The 12,687-nt window shown below is 72.7% G+C and carries 14 protein-coding genes; 3 read left to right on the forward strand and 11 right to left on the reverse strand.

Features of this window, described 5'->3' with window-relative positions; translation table 11 throughout:
• Nucleotides 1–100: 100 nt before the first annotated feature.
• The 3 genes from IH44_RS0115460 to IH44_RS0115470 are packed head-to-tail and all read left to right on the forward strand — an operon-like array spanning nt 101 to nt 2,762.
• On the forward strand, nt 101–934 hold the full coding sequence (locus IH44_RS0115460; protein WP_030460125.1) for a CPBP family intramembrane glutamic endopeptidase: 834 nt from the start codon (nt 101–103) through the stop codon (nt 932–934).
• Nucleotides 934–2,106 carry a histidine kinase gene (locus IH44_RS0115465; RefSeq protein WP_198544997.1) on the forward strand — a complete coding sequence of 391 codons (1,173 nt, stop codon included), beginning with the start codon at nt 934–936 and terminating at the stop codon, nt 2,104–2,106. Before IH44_RS0115460 ends, IH44_RS0115465 begins: the two co-directional genes overlap by 1 nt.
• A complete protein-coding gene (locus IH44_RS0115470; protein ID WP_030460127.1) occupies nt 2,103–2,762 on the forward strand; it encodes a response regulator transcription factor in 660 nt (219 codons plus the stop codon). The genes IH44_RS0115465 and IH44_RS0115470 overlap by 4 nt, the downstream gene beginning before the upstream one ends.
• A gap of 12 nt (nt 2,763–2,774) precedes the next feature.
• Here the strand turns inward: IH44_RS0115470 and IH44_RS0115475 are convergent, their stop codons facing one another.
• The 11 genes from IH44_RS0115475 to IH44_RS49710 all read right to left on the reverse strand — a co-directional run bounded on the left by IH44_RS0115475 (nt 2,775) and on the right by IH44_RS49710 (nt 12,577).
• On the reverse strand, nt 2,775–3,650 hold the full coding sequence (locus IH44_RS0115475) for a sirohydrochlorin chelatase (RefSeq protein WP_081966906.1): 876 nt from the start codon (nt 3,648–3,650) through the stop codon (nt 2,775–2,777).
• A 4-nt stretch (nt 3,651–3,654) separates the two neighbouring features.
• A complete protein-coding gene (locus IH44_RS0115480; protein ID WP_030460129.1) occupies nt 3,655–4,560 on the reverse strand; it encodes an ABC transporter permease in 906 nt (301 codons plus the stop codon).
• Nucleotides 4,547–5,350, reverse strand: a complete 804-nt coding sequence (locus IH44_RS0115485; RefSeq protein WP_030460130.1) for an ABC transporter ATP-binding protein — start codon at nt 5,348–5,350, stop codon at nt 4,547–4,549. The genes IH44_RS0115480 and IH44_RS0115485 overlap by 14 nt, the downstream gene beginning before the upstream one ends.
• A gap of 128 nt (nt 5,351–5,478) precedes the next feature.
• Entirely contained in the window at nt 5,479–6,558 is a 1,080-nt protein-coding gene (locus tag IH44_RS0115490; protein WP_107066541.1) for an aliphatic sulfonate ABC transporter substrate-binding protein, read from the reverse strand.
• 301 nt (nt 6,559–6,859) lie between these two features.
• The gene (locus IH44_RS0115500) at nt 6,860–8,179 is read right to left on the reverse strand and encodes a sulfate adenylyltransferase subunit 1 (protein ID WP_030460132.1); all 1,320 of its coding nucleotides are present in this window, start codon (nt 8,177–8,179) and stop codon (nt 6,860–6,862) included.
• A 3-nt stretch (nt 8,180–8,182) separates the two neighbouring features.
• A complete protein-coding gene (gene cysD / locus IH44_RS0115505; RefSeq protein WP_030460133.1) occupies nt 8,183–9,121 on the reverse strand; it encodes a sulfate adenylyltransferase subunit CysD in 939 nt (312 codons plus the stop codon).
• Nucleotides 9,118–9,684 carry an adenylyl-sulfate kinase gene (gene cysC, locus IH44_RS0115510; RefSeq protein WP_030460134.1) on the reverse strand — a complete coding sequence of 189 codons (567 nt, stop codon included), beginning with the start codon at nt 9,682–9,684 and terminating at the stop codon, nt 9,118–9,120. Before cysC ends, cysD begins: the two co-directional genes overlap by 4 nt.
• A gap of 49 nt (nt 9,685–9,733) precedes the next feature.
• On the reverse strand, nt 9,734–10,432 hold the full coding sequence (locus IH44_RS0115515) for a phosphoadenylyl-sulfate reductase (protein ID WP_030460135.1): 699 nt from the start codon (nt 10,430–10,432) through the stop codon (nt 9,734–9,736).
• Nucleotides 10,416–10,592: a hypothetical protein gene (locus IH44_RS47250; protein ID WP_198544995.1), complete on the reverse strand. Its 177-nt coding sequence runs from the start codon at nt 10,590–10,592 to the stop codon at nt 10,416–10,418. The genes IH44_RS0115515 and IH44_RS47250 overlap by 17 nt, the downstream gene beginning before the upstream one ends.
• A complete protein-coding gene (locus IH44_RS0115525; RefSeq protein WP_030460136.1) occupies nt 10,589–12,313 on the reverse strand; it encodes a nitrite/sulfite reductase in 1,725 nt (574 codons plus the stop codon). Before IH44_RS0115525 ends, IH44_RS47250 begins: the two co-directional genes overlap by 4 nt.
• 180 nt (nt 12,314–12,493) lie before the next feature.
• Nucleotides 12,494–12,577: a putative leader peptide gene (locus IH44_RS49710; protein ID WP_318264789.1), complete on the reverse strand. Its 84-nt coding sequence runs from the start codon at nt 12,575–12,577 to the stop codon at nt 12,494–12,496.
• Nucleotides 12,578–12,687: the final 110 nt, after the last annotated feature.

A 12,687-nucleotide genomic window follows, 5' to 3' on the forward strand; every position in this document is an offset into this window, starting at 1 on the left:
CCCCGGGAGGTGACGATTTCCGTTCGCCGGTTGCCTAACGTTCGATGCAGCCGCGGCGCCCGGGTCGCGGACCGGACCGCAACCGAAGAGGGAAGTCGTCATGAAACTGGTGTGGCAGATCCTGGCCGTGGTGCTGGCCTGCGCGATCGGCGGGCAGAGCGCCACCGCGGTCCAGGACAACCCGTGGCTCTCGCTCCTGGTGGGCGGCCTGGCGGCGGTGCTCGCGGTGGCCGTCTACCGGTGGGTCGTGGGGCGCACCGAGCAGCGCCCGGTCACCGAACTGGCCCCCGGAGGAGCGTCCCGGGCCCTGCTGCGGGGCCTGGTGATCGGGACGGCGATGTTCGGGTGCGTGATGGTGAACATCATCCTCCTCGGGGACTACCGGGTCCAAGGCTTCGGTTCGCTGAGCGGGCCGATCGGGCTGGTCGGCTTCATGGCGGGCGCCGCCGTCACGGAGGAGCTGATGTTCCGCGGCCTGCTCTTCCGGCTGGTGGAGCGCGGCCTCGGGACGTACGCCGCGCTGGCGCTGTCCGGCGTGCTGTTCGGCGCGGCCCACCTGTTCAACCAGGACGCCACCCTGGTGGGCGCCGCCGCCATCGCGATCGAGGCCGGCGGCATGCTCGCCGCCGGGTACGCCGCCACCCGCTCGCTGTGGCTGCCGATCGGCCTGCACTTCGGCTGGAACTTCGCGGAGTCCGGCATCTTCAGCACCGAGGTCTCCGGCAACGGCAGCACGCACGGGCTGCTGGACGCCGCGACGTCGGGCTCCGCGCTGGTCACCGGCGGCGAGTTCGGCCCGGAGGCCAGCGGGTACGCGGTGCTGTTCGGCGCGGTGATGATGGCGGTCTTCCTGCGGCTGGCCCACCGGCGCGGCCGCATCGTCCCCCGGCGGCAGGCCGGGCGCGTCAACGCGCTGGCTACACTCGCCCGGTGATGATCCTTCAGCGGGTCGGCCGGACGTGGCGCGGACTCCACGTCACCCTGCGCGACCTCCCGCTCGGGGCCCTGCTGGTCGCCGCCTCGTTCGTCCCGGCGCTGCGCGGCAACGGGACGGAGCTCGGCGACCTGCCGACCCGCGCCTTCGACGCGCTCGCCGTCCTGGCCGTCGGGGCCGAGGGCCTCTCCCTCGTGCTGCGCCGGCGCTGGCCGGCCGTCAGCCTGGCGCTGGTGGCGGCCGGCTTCGCCCTCGACCAGCTGCGCGGCTACCACTCGTTGGCCGGCACCGCCCTGCCGCTCGCGCTGATCAGCGCGGGCTCCCACCTGGAACGGCACCGGCGCGCCGCCGTGGTCCTCCTCTCCGCGGCGTACCCGCCGCTGGCGGTGGCGCTCACCCGGCTCGGCTCCGGCACCGAGACGCCGACCGGGTTCGCCACTTTCTACCTGGTGCTCGCGGCGGCCTGGGGGGCCGGGGCGTGGCTGCGCTCCACCCGGGCCGCGGAGGACGGGCGCCGCGAGGCCGTCGCCGCCGAGGTCCGGGCCGCCGAACGCGCCCGGATCGCCCGGGAGTTGCACGACGTGGTGACCCACCACGTGACCGCGATGGTGATCCAGGCCGAGGCCGCCCGCTACCTGACCGCCGACCCCGGGCGGCTCGAACAGTCGCTGACCGCCGTCAGCGACACCGGCCGGCTCGCCATCGCCGACCTGCGCCACCTGCTGGACCTGCTCAACCCCGACCACGGCACCGGCCCGGCGGCGGGCGCGGAGCCCAGGACACCGGTGGTCGGCCGGGTCCGCACCCTGGTCGAGCAGACCCGCCGGGCCGGACAGCCCGTCGAGTTCACCGAACAGGGCACCCCGCCGGCCCCGGCCGGCAGCGCCGACCTGGTCGTCCACCGGGTGGTGCAGGAATCGCTCACCAACGCCCTCAAGTACGCTCACGGCAGCCGGACTTCGGTACGGATACGGTACGGCGGAGAGGGGATCACCGTGGAGGTCAGCACGGACGGCACCGGCACCCGGGCCGCCGTCGCCACCGGCGGCGGGCGGGGCCTGGCGGGCCTGCGCGAGCGCGTCGACGTCCTGGGCGGCGAGTTCAGCGCCGGGCCGGAACCCGACGGCGGCTTCACCGTCCGGGCGCACCTCCCCGCCGGGGCCGCCGCGTGAGCGCGCCGATCCGGGTCCTGGTCTGCGACGACCAGCTACTGGTCCGCACCGGCCTGGTCACCATCATCGGCGCCCAGCCCGACATGGAGGTCGCGGGCGAGTGCGGGGACGGGCGCACCGGCGTCGAACTCGCCCGCGCGCTACGGCCCGACGTCGTCGTGATGGACATCCGGATGCCGGTCCTCGACGGACTCGAAGCCACCCGCCTGCTGGCCGGCATCGCCGTGCCCGACCCGGTCAAGGTCCTCGTGGTGACCACGTTCAACCTCGACGAGTACGTGTACGAGGCCCTGCGGGTCGGCGCCAGCGGCTTCCTCCTCAAGGACGCGCCCCCGGACCGGCTGCTGCACGGCATCCGCACCGTGGCCGGCGGAGCGGCCCTCCTCGACCCCGACGTGACCCGCCGGCTCGTCGGGCACTACGCCGCCCGGATCCGCCCCGCCGGGGACCCCGCCCGGGACATCCCGCTCACCCCCCGCGAACTCGAGGTCCTCCGGCTCCTCGCGGACGGCCTCTCCAACAGCGAGATCGCCGCGGCCCTCGTCATCAGCCAGGAGACCGTCAAGACCTTCGTCTCCCGCATCCTCACCAAACTCCAGCTCCGCGACCGCGTCCAGGCCGTCGTCTACGCCTACCGGCACGGCCTGGCAGCCTGAGCCGACGCACCGTCAGGCGGTGCGGGCGGCGGTTGCGTCGGTGGCGGCTGCGGCTTCGGCGTGGCGGGTGAGGAGGAGGCGGGCCAGTTCGGGGGCGGCGCCGAGGACCGGGGCGAGGTGGTCGGTGGCGGCGGCCGTCGCGGCGGTGGCGATCCGGTCGGGGAGGAGGCCGGGGGCCAGGAGGTACGGGGCGACGGCGGTGGTGCGGACGGCCGGGACGGCGCGGAGCTCGGCCAGGGCGTCCGGGACGGTCGGGGTGGTCGCGGAGGCGTAGGCCGTGGTGACGGCGGCCCAGCCGCGGGTGCGGCGCCACTCGGCGGCCACCGCGCGGGTGGTGGCGTTGGCGGCCGGGTCGGAGGAGCCGGCGGCGGCCAGCACCACGCCGGTGCGGGCCCGGACGGCCGGGTCGGCGACGTCCAGGCCGGTTTCGGCGAGCCGGCGGTCCAGGGCGGCCAGCAGCAGCGGGGAGGGCCCGAGGACGTCCGCGACGGGGATCGGCGAGCCCGCGGCGCGCAGGGCGGCCGGGATGTCGTGCTTGGCGTGGAACGCGCGGTTGAGCAGCAGCGGGACGGCGATCGCGCCGGTCAGGCGTGGGGCGACCTGGGCGATCCGCGGGGCGCAGTGGTCCAGGTAGGCGGTGGTGACGGGCAGGTGCGGGGCCAGGGCGCGGACGGCGTCGGCGAGGGCCTCGACGGTGGCGGCGTGGCGGGGGTCGCGGGAGCCGTGCGCGAGGAGGAGCAGCGGCGGGGTGGACGCGCCGGGCGGGACGGGCGTACGGCGCGCGGGGGCAGGGGCGGTACCCGGTTGCGGGTGGTGGCCTTCCGCTGCGCGCAGTTCCCCGCGCCCCTGATGGGGCGCGGGGGTGCTGCGTTCCGTGCTGGGAGCCATGCGGTCAGCGGGAGTTGACGAGGAGGCCGCGGCTGCGCAGGACGCGGCGCTCCAGCGGGGAGAAGAAGAGCAGGTCGATGGCGACGCCGACGAACAGGATCAGCAGGATGCCGAGCAGGACGCCGGACATGTTGGAGAACTCGCGCTGGTTCTCCAGGTAGCGGCCGAGGCCGAGGCCCAGGTCGGGGGAGGCGGCGATGAGTTCGGCGGCCATCAGGGAGCGCCAGGAGAAGGCCCAGCCCTGCTTGAGCCCGGCCAGGTAGCCGGGGAGCGCGGCGGGCAGCAGGACGTGGCGGGCGCCGCGCAGGCCGGTCGCGCCGAGGGTCTGGCCGGCCCGCAGGTAGATCGGCGGGACCTGGTCGATGCCGCTGATCAGGCCGTTGGCGATGGACGGGACGGCGCCGAGCAGGATGACCGCGTACATGGCGGAGTTGGTGATGCCGAGCCAGATGATCGCGGCGGGCACCCAGGCCACCGAGGGCAGCGACTGCAGGCCGGAGAGGACCGGGCCGAGCGCGGCCCGCACCGGCTTGATCCGGGCGACGACCAGGCCGATCGGGGTGCCGATGACGACGGACAGCACGAAGCCGGACAGGCCGCGCCAGACGCTGGTCCAGATGATCGAGAACAGCGTTCCGGCGTACCAGAGTTCGGTGAGCGAGTGCCAGACGTCGGAGGGGCTGGGGAGCTTGTCGGGGGTGGTGAGTTCGAGGCTGTAGGCGAGCTGCCAGACGGCCAGGACCAGCACCGCGCCGAGGACGGGCGGCAGGACCTTCTGGCGCAGCACCGCGGAGAGCGGGGGGCGCTGCGCCTGGACGGTCTCCAGGGCGTCGAGGCCCGCCTCGACGCTCGCGTTGTCGGCGGACTCGTCCTTGGCGAGGGGAGCGGCGGCGGTGTCAGTGCTGGACATGGCGGCGGATCTCCCCACGCAGTTCTTCGGTGATCTCGATGGACAGATCCGCGACCCCGGCGGACTCGATGCGGCGCGGCTGCGGCAGGTCGATGCGCCACTCCTTGGCGACCCGGCCGGGGCGGGAGGAGAGCAGCACGACGCGCTGGGCGAGGCGGACGGCCTCGCGGACGTTGTGGGTGACGAACAGGACGGCGAGCTGCTTCTCCGCCCAGATCCGGGTGATCTCGTCGTGCAGGACGTCGCGGGTGATGGCGTCGAGCGCGGCGAACGGCTCGTCCATCAGCAGCACCTGGGAGCCCTGGGCGAGCGAGCGGGCCAGGGCGACGCGCTGGCGCATGCCGCCGGACAGCTCGTGGACGCGCTTCTTGTACGAGCCGCCCAGGCGGACGAGTTCGAGCAGCCGCTCGGCCTCGGGGCGGCGCTGCTCCTTGGGGACGCCGGCCAGGCGCAGCGCGAGTTCGATGTTGCGGCCCGCGGTGAGCCAGGGGAACAGGGCGTGGTCCTGGAACATCAGGGCGGGGCGGCCGCCGGGCACCTCGATGGTGCCGGAGGTCGGCTTGTCCAGGCCGGCCACCAGGTTGAGCAGGGTGGACTTGCCGCAGCCGGAGGCGCCGAGCAGGGTGACGAACTCGCCGGGTGCGACGGTGAGGTTGATGTCCTCCAGCACCGGTGCGGCGGTGCCGGGGCGGCCGAAGGTCTTGTGCACGTGCGAGATCCGGACGGCGGTGTCGCCGTCCGGGCGGCCCGCGCCGGGGGCGTCGGGCGAGGTGGTCAGTGCCGTGGTCACGGGCACCTCCTGCAGGTGTGGTTCCGGGCAGGGAAGGGATCGGTGTCCGGGGTCCGGCCCCGCGCCCGCCCGGTGAGTGGGCATCGGGTGGGCGGGCGCGGGGCGCGGACCTCGGGGCCTGGGAGGACTTACTTGGTGCCCAGGCCGGCGTCGGCGACGGCGGCCTGGTTGTTCTCCTTCAGCACCTTGTTGAGCAGGGTCAGGTCGTAGATCCCGTCCAGGTTGGGCTTCTTGAGCAGCCCGGCGGTGACGGCGTGGTCGGCCTCGGCCTGCAGGGTGTTCGCCAGCGGGTCGTCGATGAAGTCGATGTCCTGCCAGGCCGGGTCGAGGATCGAGGCGTCCAGCGCGTTGCCCGCGTCGGCCTTGATCTGGGCGTTGGCGACGTCCTTGGCCTGGGCCGGGTTGGCCTTGATCCAGGCGTTGGTCTTCACCGAGCCGCGCAGCACGGCCTCCACCACGTCCGGGTGCTCCTTGAGGAACTTCTGCGAGACGATGATGTTGGTGATGACGAACTTCTTGTCCGGCCAGACGTCCTTCTCGTTGAGCAGGACCTTCGCGCCGAGGGTGACCAGCTTGGAGGCGGTCGGCTCGGGCACCCACGCGCCGTCGATCGAGCCGGACTTGTAGGCGTCGGGGGTGACCTTGTTGTCGGTGCGCAGCACCTTCACGTCGCCGTCGCCGGTCTGGGCGTCGACCTTGTAGCCCTTCCCCGCCAGGTAGTTGAGCAGGGCGACGTCCTGGGTGTTGCCGAGCTGCGGGGTGGCGATCTTCTTGCCCTTGAGGTCGTCCAGGGTGTTGATCTTCTCCGGGTTGACCACCAGCTTGACGCCGCCGGAGGCCGAACCGCTGATGATCTTCAGCGACTTGCCGCCGGACTGGGTGAAGCCGTTGATCGACGGGGAGGGGCCGATCCAGCCGATGTCGATCGAGCCGGCGTTCAGCGCCTCGATCTCGGCCGGGCCGGCGTTGAAGACCTGGGTCTTGATCTGGGTGCCGCCCAGCTCCTGCTGGATGATGCCCTGCTTGAGGCCGACCAGCGCGGTGCCGTGGGTGAGGTTGGCGAAGTAGCCGATCTTCACGGTGTCCGCGGAGAGCTTGGCGCCGCTCGCGGCGGGCTTGGCGGAGGCGGAGGCCTTGTCGTCGCTCTTGGAGCCGTAGGAGCAGGCCGACAGCAGGCCGGCGGTGGTCAGCACGGCGACGGTCGCCACGGCGGAGCGTCTGATCCGGCCGGCGCGGGGGCGTGCGGAGGTATGGGTGGGCTGAGAGCTCGGTGCCATGAGAGGTGTCCCGTTTCGGAGAGGAGGAAGGTTCGTGCCTGACGTGCTGCCGGGGCCGGGCCGCCTCCGCCGTGCCTGCTGTGGGGAGGAACGGCGGCAGCGGGCCCGGTGACAGGGGCTCAGCGCCCCTGTCCGCCCCCACATCGCGTCAGGCCGCCCTGGCCGCTGCCGAGGACGCCGCTGCCGATGCGGCCGCCTTCCTTGTCCATGCCCGAGAACGCCTCGCTGGGCATCAGACCCAGTCCTCCTCTTGGGAAGCGTCGGTGGTGCTGACGGTGTCGAACGCCTCGCCCGCCATGCCGGCGGTGAGCGTGGTGCCGTCGGACGGGTCGATCAGGACGAACGAGCCCGTGCGGCGGTTGTCGGTGTAGTCGTCGAGGGCCAGCGGCTCGGCGGTGCGCAGCACCACGTGGCCGATGTCGTTGACGTTCAGCCCCTCGGCGCCGGGGCGCCGCTCCAGGGTGTCGATGTCGATCCGGTAGTCGATCTCCTTGACGAGGGCGCGCACGGTGCGGGTGGTGTGCTTGAGCAGCACCTTCGCCCCGACGTGCAGCGGGCGCTCGTTGAGGTGGCAGACCGTGGCCCGGACGTCCTTGGTGGGGACGGGGGCGGGGGCGGCCGCGATCAGGTCGCCGCGGGAGATGTCGATGTCGTCCGCGAGGCGGACCGTCACCGACTGCGGGGCCCAGGCGATCTCGGTGCTCTCGCCGAGCGCGTCGATCGCCGCGACGGTGGTGGTGTGGCCGGAGGGCAGCACCGTCACCGGGTCGCCGACCCGCAGCACGCCGGAGGCCAGCTGGCCCGCGTAGCCGCGGTAGTCGTGGAACTCCTCGCTCTGCGGCCGGATCACGTACTGGACCGGGAAGCGGGCCGGTTCGGCGCTCGGGTCGGTGCCGACCGGCACCGTCTCCAGGTGCTCCAGCAGGGTCGGGCCGCCGTACCAGTCCATGTTCGCGGAGGGCTCGACCACGTTGTCGCCGGCCAGCGCCGAGATCGGCACCGCCACGACGTCCTTGACCCCGAGCGAGGCCGCGTACGCGGTGAACTCCTCGGCGATGGCGGCGAACACCGGCTCCGCGTACGCGACCAGGTCCATCTTGTTGACGGCCAGGACCACGTGCGGGACGCGCAGCAGGGCGGCGACCGCGGCGTGCCGGCGGGTCTGCTCGACCACGCCGTTGCGGGCGTCGACGAGCACCACGGCCAGCTCGGCGGTGGACGCGCCGGTCACCATGTTGCGGGTGTACTGCACGTGGCCGGGGGTGTCGGCGAGGATGAACCGGCGCCGGGCGGTGGCGAAGTAGCGGTACGCCACGTCGATGGTGATGCCCTGCTCGCGCTCGGCCCGCAGGCCGTCGGTGAGCAGCGCCAGGTCGGGGGCCTCCTGGCCGCGCCGGCGGGAGGCGTGCTCGACGGCCTCCAGCTGGTCGGCCAGCACCGACTTGGAGTCGTGCAGCAGCCGGCCCACCAGGGTGGACTTGCCGTCGTCGACGGAGCCCGCGGTGGCGAAGCGCAGCAGCGAGGTGGCGGTTGCTTCCTGGGTGGTGCTCATTGCTTAGAAGTACCCCTCGCGCTTGCGGTCTTCCATCGCGGCCTCGGACATCTTGTCGTCGGCGCGCGTCGCCCCTCGTTCGGTGAGGCGGGAGGCGGCGATCTCGGTGATCACGGCCTCGATGGTGTCGGCGTCGGAGTCGACCGCGCCGGTGCAGGACATGTCGCCCACGGTGCGGTAGCGCACCAGGCGGGTCTCCACCTGCTCGGTCTCCTTCGGGCCGCCCCACTCGCCGGCGGTCAGCCACATGCCGTCGCGCTTGAACACCTCGCGGCGGTGGGCGTAGTAGATCTCCGGGAGCTCGATGCCCTCGCGCTCGATGTACTGCCACACGTCCAGCTCGGTCCAGTTGGACAGCGGGAAGACCCGGACGTGCTCGCCGACCGCGTGCCGGCCGTTGTACAGCGACCACAGCTCGGGGCGCTGGCGGCGCGGGTCCCAGGCGCCGAACTCGTCGCGCAGCGAGAAGACGCGCTCCTTGGCGCGGGCCTTCTCCTCGTCGCGGCGGCCGCCGCCGAACACGGCGTCGAACTTGTTGGACTCGATGCCGTCCAGCAGCGGGACGGTCTGCAGCGGGTTGCGCAGCCCGTCGGCGCGCTCGCGCAGCACGCCGCGGTCGATGAAGTCCTGGACGGAGGCGACGTGCAGCCGCAGGTTGTGCTTGGCGACCGCGCGGTCCCGGTAGGCCAGTACCTCGGGGAAGTTGTGCCCGGTGTCGACGTGCAGCAGGGCGAACGGCACCGGCGCGGGCGCGAACGCCTTCAGCGCCAGGTGCAGCATCACGATGGAGTCCTTGCCGCCGGAGAACAGGATCACCGGCCGCTCGAACTCGCCCGCGACCTCGCGGAAGATGTGCACCGACTCGGCCTCCAGGGCGTCCAGGTGCGACAGCGCGTACGGGCTGTCCTCGGCCTGGACCAGGCGCTGCGTGGTGACGGTCATGCCAGTCCCCTTTCGGTCAGGAAGGCGTGCAGTTCGGCGGCGGACTCGGCCACCGACCGGCCCTGCGTCTGCAGGCGCAGTTCCGGCTTCTCGGGGGCCTCGTACGGGTCGTCGACCCCGGTCAGGCCGGAGATCTCGCCGGCCGCCTGCTTGGCGTACAGGCCCTTGACGTCCCGCTCGGAGCAGAGCTCGACCGGGGTGGCGACGTGGATCTCCAGGAACTCGGTGCCGTTCGCGGCGTGCCGCTCGCGCACCGCGGCGCGGGAGTCGGCGAACGGGGCGATCACCGGGGCGAGCACCTTGACGCCGTTGGCCGCCAGCTTCTCGGCGACGAAGCCGATCCGGGTGACGTTGGTGTGCCGGTCCTCGCGGGTGAAGCCCAGGCCCTTGGAGAGGAACTCGCGGATCTCGTCACCGTCCAGCACCTCGACCCGGTGGCCCTCGGCGCGCAGCCGCTCGGCCAGCGCGAACGCGAGGGTGGTCTTGCCCGCGCTGGGCAGGCCGGTCAGCCACACGGTGGCGCCGCGCTCGCGGCCCGCGGCCAGAGTGTCGGCGGTGGTCACGGTGGTTACTCCTGAAGGTCGGTGACGGTGGTTCAGTGGGGGGTGCGGCTCAGAGGTGGATGCCGCACTCGGTCTTGCCGGAGCCCGCCCAGCGGCCGGCCCGGCCCTGTTCGCCCTCGCCGGGCTTGGCGGTGCAGGACAGCGGCGAGCAGCCGATCGAGGTGTAGCCCTCCCACAGCAGCGGGTTCAGCAGCACCCCGTTGGCCTGCACGTAGGCGTCCACGTCGTCCTGCGTCCAGCGGGCGATCGGGGCGATCTTCACCTTGCGGCGCTTGGCGTCCCAGGCCACCACCGGGGTGTTGGCGCGGGACGGCGACTCGTCGCGGCGCAGGCCGGTCGCCCAGGCGTCGTACGCGCCCAGGCCGCGGTTCAGCGGCTCGACCTTGCGCAGCGAGCAGCACAGGTCCGGGTCCCGGTCGTGCAGGTTCGGCCCGTACTGGGCGTCCTGCTCGGCGACGGTGAGCTTCGGGGTCAGCGTGATCACGTTGACCGGCATGGTCGCGGCGACCGCGTCCCGGGTGCCGATGGTCTCCGCGAAGTGGTAGCCGGTGTCCAGGAAGACCACGTCCACGCCGGGCAGCGCGGTGGAGGCCAGGTGGGCGACCACCGCGTCCTCCATCGAGGACGTCACGCAGAACCGCTTGCCGAAGGTGTCGGCGGCCCAGCGCAGCACTTCCTGCGCGGTGGCCTCCTCCAGCTCGCGGCCGGCCTCGACGGCTATCGCCTCGTAGTCAGTGGCGGTCGTCATGTCCGTTACCCCCGTCGGTCGTTGACAGCAGTCCGAGGAACTTCAGCTGGAAGCCCCGGCGGCAGGCCCGGCATTCCCACGCGCCGTGGCCGCTCTCGGACGGGCGCAGGTCCTCGTCCCCGCAGTACGGGCAGTAGAAGGGCGCCGCTCGCTCGCTCACGACAACTGCTCCTCGGTGGCCCGGACCGCCCACTGGGCGAACCGCTCGCCGTCCTGGCGGTCGGCCTGGTAACGGGTCAGCAGGCGCTCGACGTAGTCGGGCAGTTCGGCGCTGGTGACCTTCAGGCCGCGGATCTTGCGGCCGAAGCCGGCGTTCTCGAAGCCGAGCGCGCCGCCCAGGTGGATCTGGAAGCCCTCGACCTGCTCGCCGTTCTCGTCGGTGACCAGCTGGCCCTTGAGGCCGATGTCGGCGGTCTGGATCCGGGCGCAGGCGTTCGGGCAGCCGTTGATGTTGATGCTCAGCGGCTCGTCGAACTCCGGCAGGCGGCGCTCCAGTTCGTCGATCAGGGTGCGGCCGCGGTCCTTGGTGTCGACGATCGCCAGCTTGCAGTACTCGATGCCGGTGCAGGCCAGCGTGCCGCGGCGGAAGGTGGACGGCTTGACCCGCAGGTCGAGCGCCTCCAGGCCGGCCACCAGCGAGTCGACCCGGTCCCCGGCGACGTCCAGCACGATCAGTTTCTGCTCGACCGTGGTGGCGACCCGGCCCGAGCCGTGCTCGGCGGCCAGGTCGGCGATCTGCTGGATCAGCTTGCCGGAGAGGCGGCCGACCTTCGGGGCGAAGCCGACGTAGAACTTCCCGTCGTTCTGCGGGTGCACGCCGACGTGGTCGCGCCACTGGTTGGAGGGCTGCTCGGGGCCCGGGCCGTCGACCAGTTCGCGCTTCAGGTACTCGTCCTGCAGCACCTGGCGGAACTTCTCCACGCCCCAGTCGGCGACCAGGAACTTCAACCGGGCCCGGTTGCGCAGGCGGCGGTAGCCGTAGTCGCGGAAGATGCCGACCACGCCGGCCCAGACCTCCGGGACCTCCGCCAGCGGCACCCAGGCGCCCAGCCGGACGCCCAGCTTGGGGTTGGTGGACAGGCCGCCGCCGACCCAGAGGTCGAAGCCCGGGCCGTGCTCGGGGTGGACCACGCCGACGAAGGCGATGTCGTTGATCTCGTGCACCACGTCGAGCAGCGGCGAGCCGGAGATCGCGGTCTTGAACTTGCGCGGGAGGTTCGAGAACTCCTTGTTGCCGATGTACTCGCGGTGGATCTCGTCGACCGCCCAGGTGCCGTCGATGATCTCGTCGGCGGCGATGCCCGCCACCGGCGAGCCGATCACCACGCGCGGGCAGTCGCCGCACGCCTCGGTGGTGGACAGGCCGACCGACTCCAGCTTCTCCCAGATCGCCGGGACGTCCTCGATCCGCACCCAGTGGAACTGGACGTTCTGGCGGTCCGTCACGTCGGCGGTGCCGCGGGCGTACTGCTCGGACGCCTCGCCGATGGCGCGCAGCTGGGCCACCGTCAGCTGGCCGCCGTCGATGCGCACCCGCATCATGAAGAACTCGTCCTCGAGCTCGTGCGGCTCCAGGATCGCGGTGCGGCCGCCGTCGATGCCCTGCCGGCGCTGGGTGTACAGGCCCCACCAGCGCATCCGGCCGCGCAGGTCGGCCGGGTCGATCGACTGGAAGCCGCCCTTGGAGTAGATCGTCTCAATGCGCGTCCGCACGTTGAGACCGTCGTCGTCCTTCTTCAGCTGCTCGTTGGCGTTGAGCGGGGTGTAGTGGCCCATCGCCCACTGGCCCTCGCCGCGGTGGCGGGTCACCTTGCGGGCGGCGGGGCGGGCCGCGGGCGCGGCGCCGTCCTGAGGCTCGACCGTGTCGGGAGTGCGGGCCATGGTGTCAGTCCTTTGAGCGGCTTGGCAGGTGCGAGGTGCTGGCGGTCCCCGGACGCGCTCCGCTCCCACCTGCGGCGTTCTCGGGCAGGCGGCGGGAGAGGGTGACGCTGGGCCGGGCAGGGTCTTGCGCACATCCGCGACGGCGGGGATGGCGCCGGTGCGGTGCGGCGTACGAAGGGCTCAGGTCACCGGACAGATGGCGCTGGACACGCGAAGGAGGTCGACGTGGAGTCGGCCAACTAGGGTGGTTCCGGCGCTAGACATGGCAAGAGATTCGCACGGCGAGCGACTCGCGGTCCACTAACGTCCGAATCCTGGACTCCATCGTTCCGAATGGTGGGACCGGCCCCGAGGCGGGGCTGCTCGCGGCCCCG

Origin of the sequence: Kitasatospora sp. NRRL B-11411, from assembly GCF_000721345.1 — a bacterium.
Classification (GTDB): domain Bacteria; phylum Actinomycetota; class Actinomycetes; order Streptomycetales; family Streptomycetaceae; genus Kitasatospora; species Kitasatospora cineracea.

Excerpts from the sequence above, each read along its gene's own strand:
- IH44_RS0115475 (WP_081966906.1), bottom strand. The coding sequence starts at position 3,650 with ATGGCTCCCAGCACGGAACGCAGCACCCCCGCGCCCCATCAGGGGCGC.
- IH44_RS0115465 (WP_198544997.1), top strand. The coding sequence starts at position 934 with ATGATCCTTCAGCGGGTCGGCCGGACGTGGCGCGGACTCCACGTCACC.
- IH44_RS0115500 (WP_030460132.1), bottom strand. The coding sequence starts at position 8,179 with ATGAGCACCACCCAGGAAGCAACCGCCACCTCGCTGCTGCGCTTCGCC.
- IH44_RS0115515 (WP_030460135.1), bottom strand. The coding sequence starts at position 10,432 with ATGACGACCGCCACTGACTACGAGGCGATAGCCGTCGAGGCCGGCCGC.
- IH44_RS0115460 (WP_030460125.1), top strand. The coding sequence starts at position 101 with ATGAAACTGGTGTGGCAGATCCTGGCCGTGGTGCTGGCCTGCGCGATC.
- IH44_RS49710 (WP_318264789.1), bottom strand. The coding sequence starts at position 12,577 with ATGTCTAGCGCCGGAACCACCCTAGTTGGCCGACTCCACGTCGACCTC.
- cysD (WP_030460133.1), bottom strand. The coding sequence starts at position 9,121 with ATGACCGTCACCACGCAGCGCCTGGTCCAGGCCGAGGACAGCCCGTAC.
- IH44_RS0115480 (WP_030460129.1), bottom strand. The coding sequence starts at position 4,560 with ATGTCCAGCACTGACACCGCCGCCGCTCCCCTCGCCAAGGACGAGTCC.
- IH44_RS0115525 (WP_030460136.1), bottom strand. The coding sequence starts at position 12,313 with ATGGCCCGCACTCCCGACACGGTCGAGCCTCAGGACGGCGCCGCGCCC.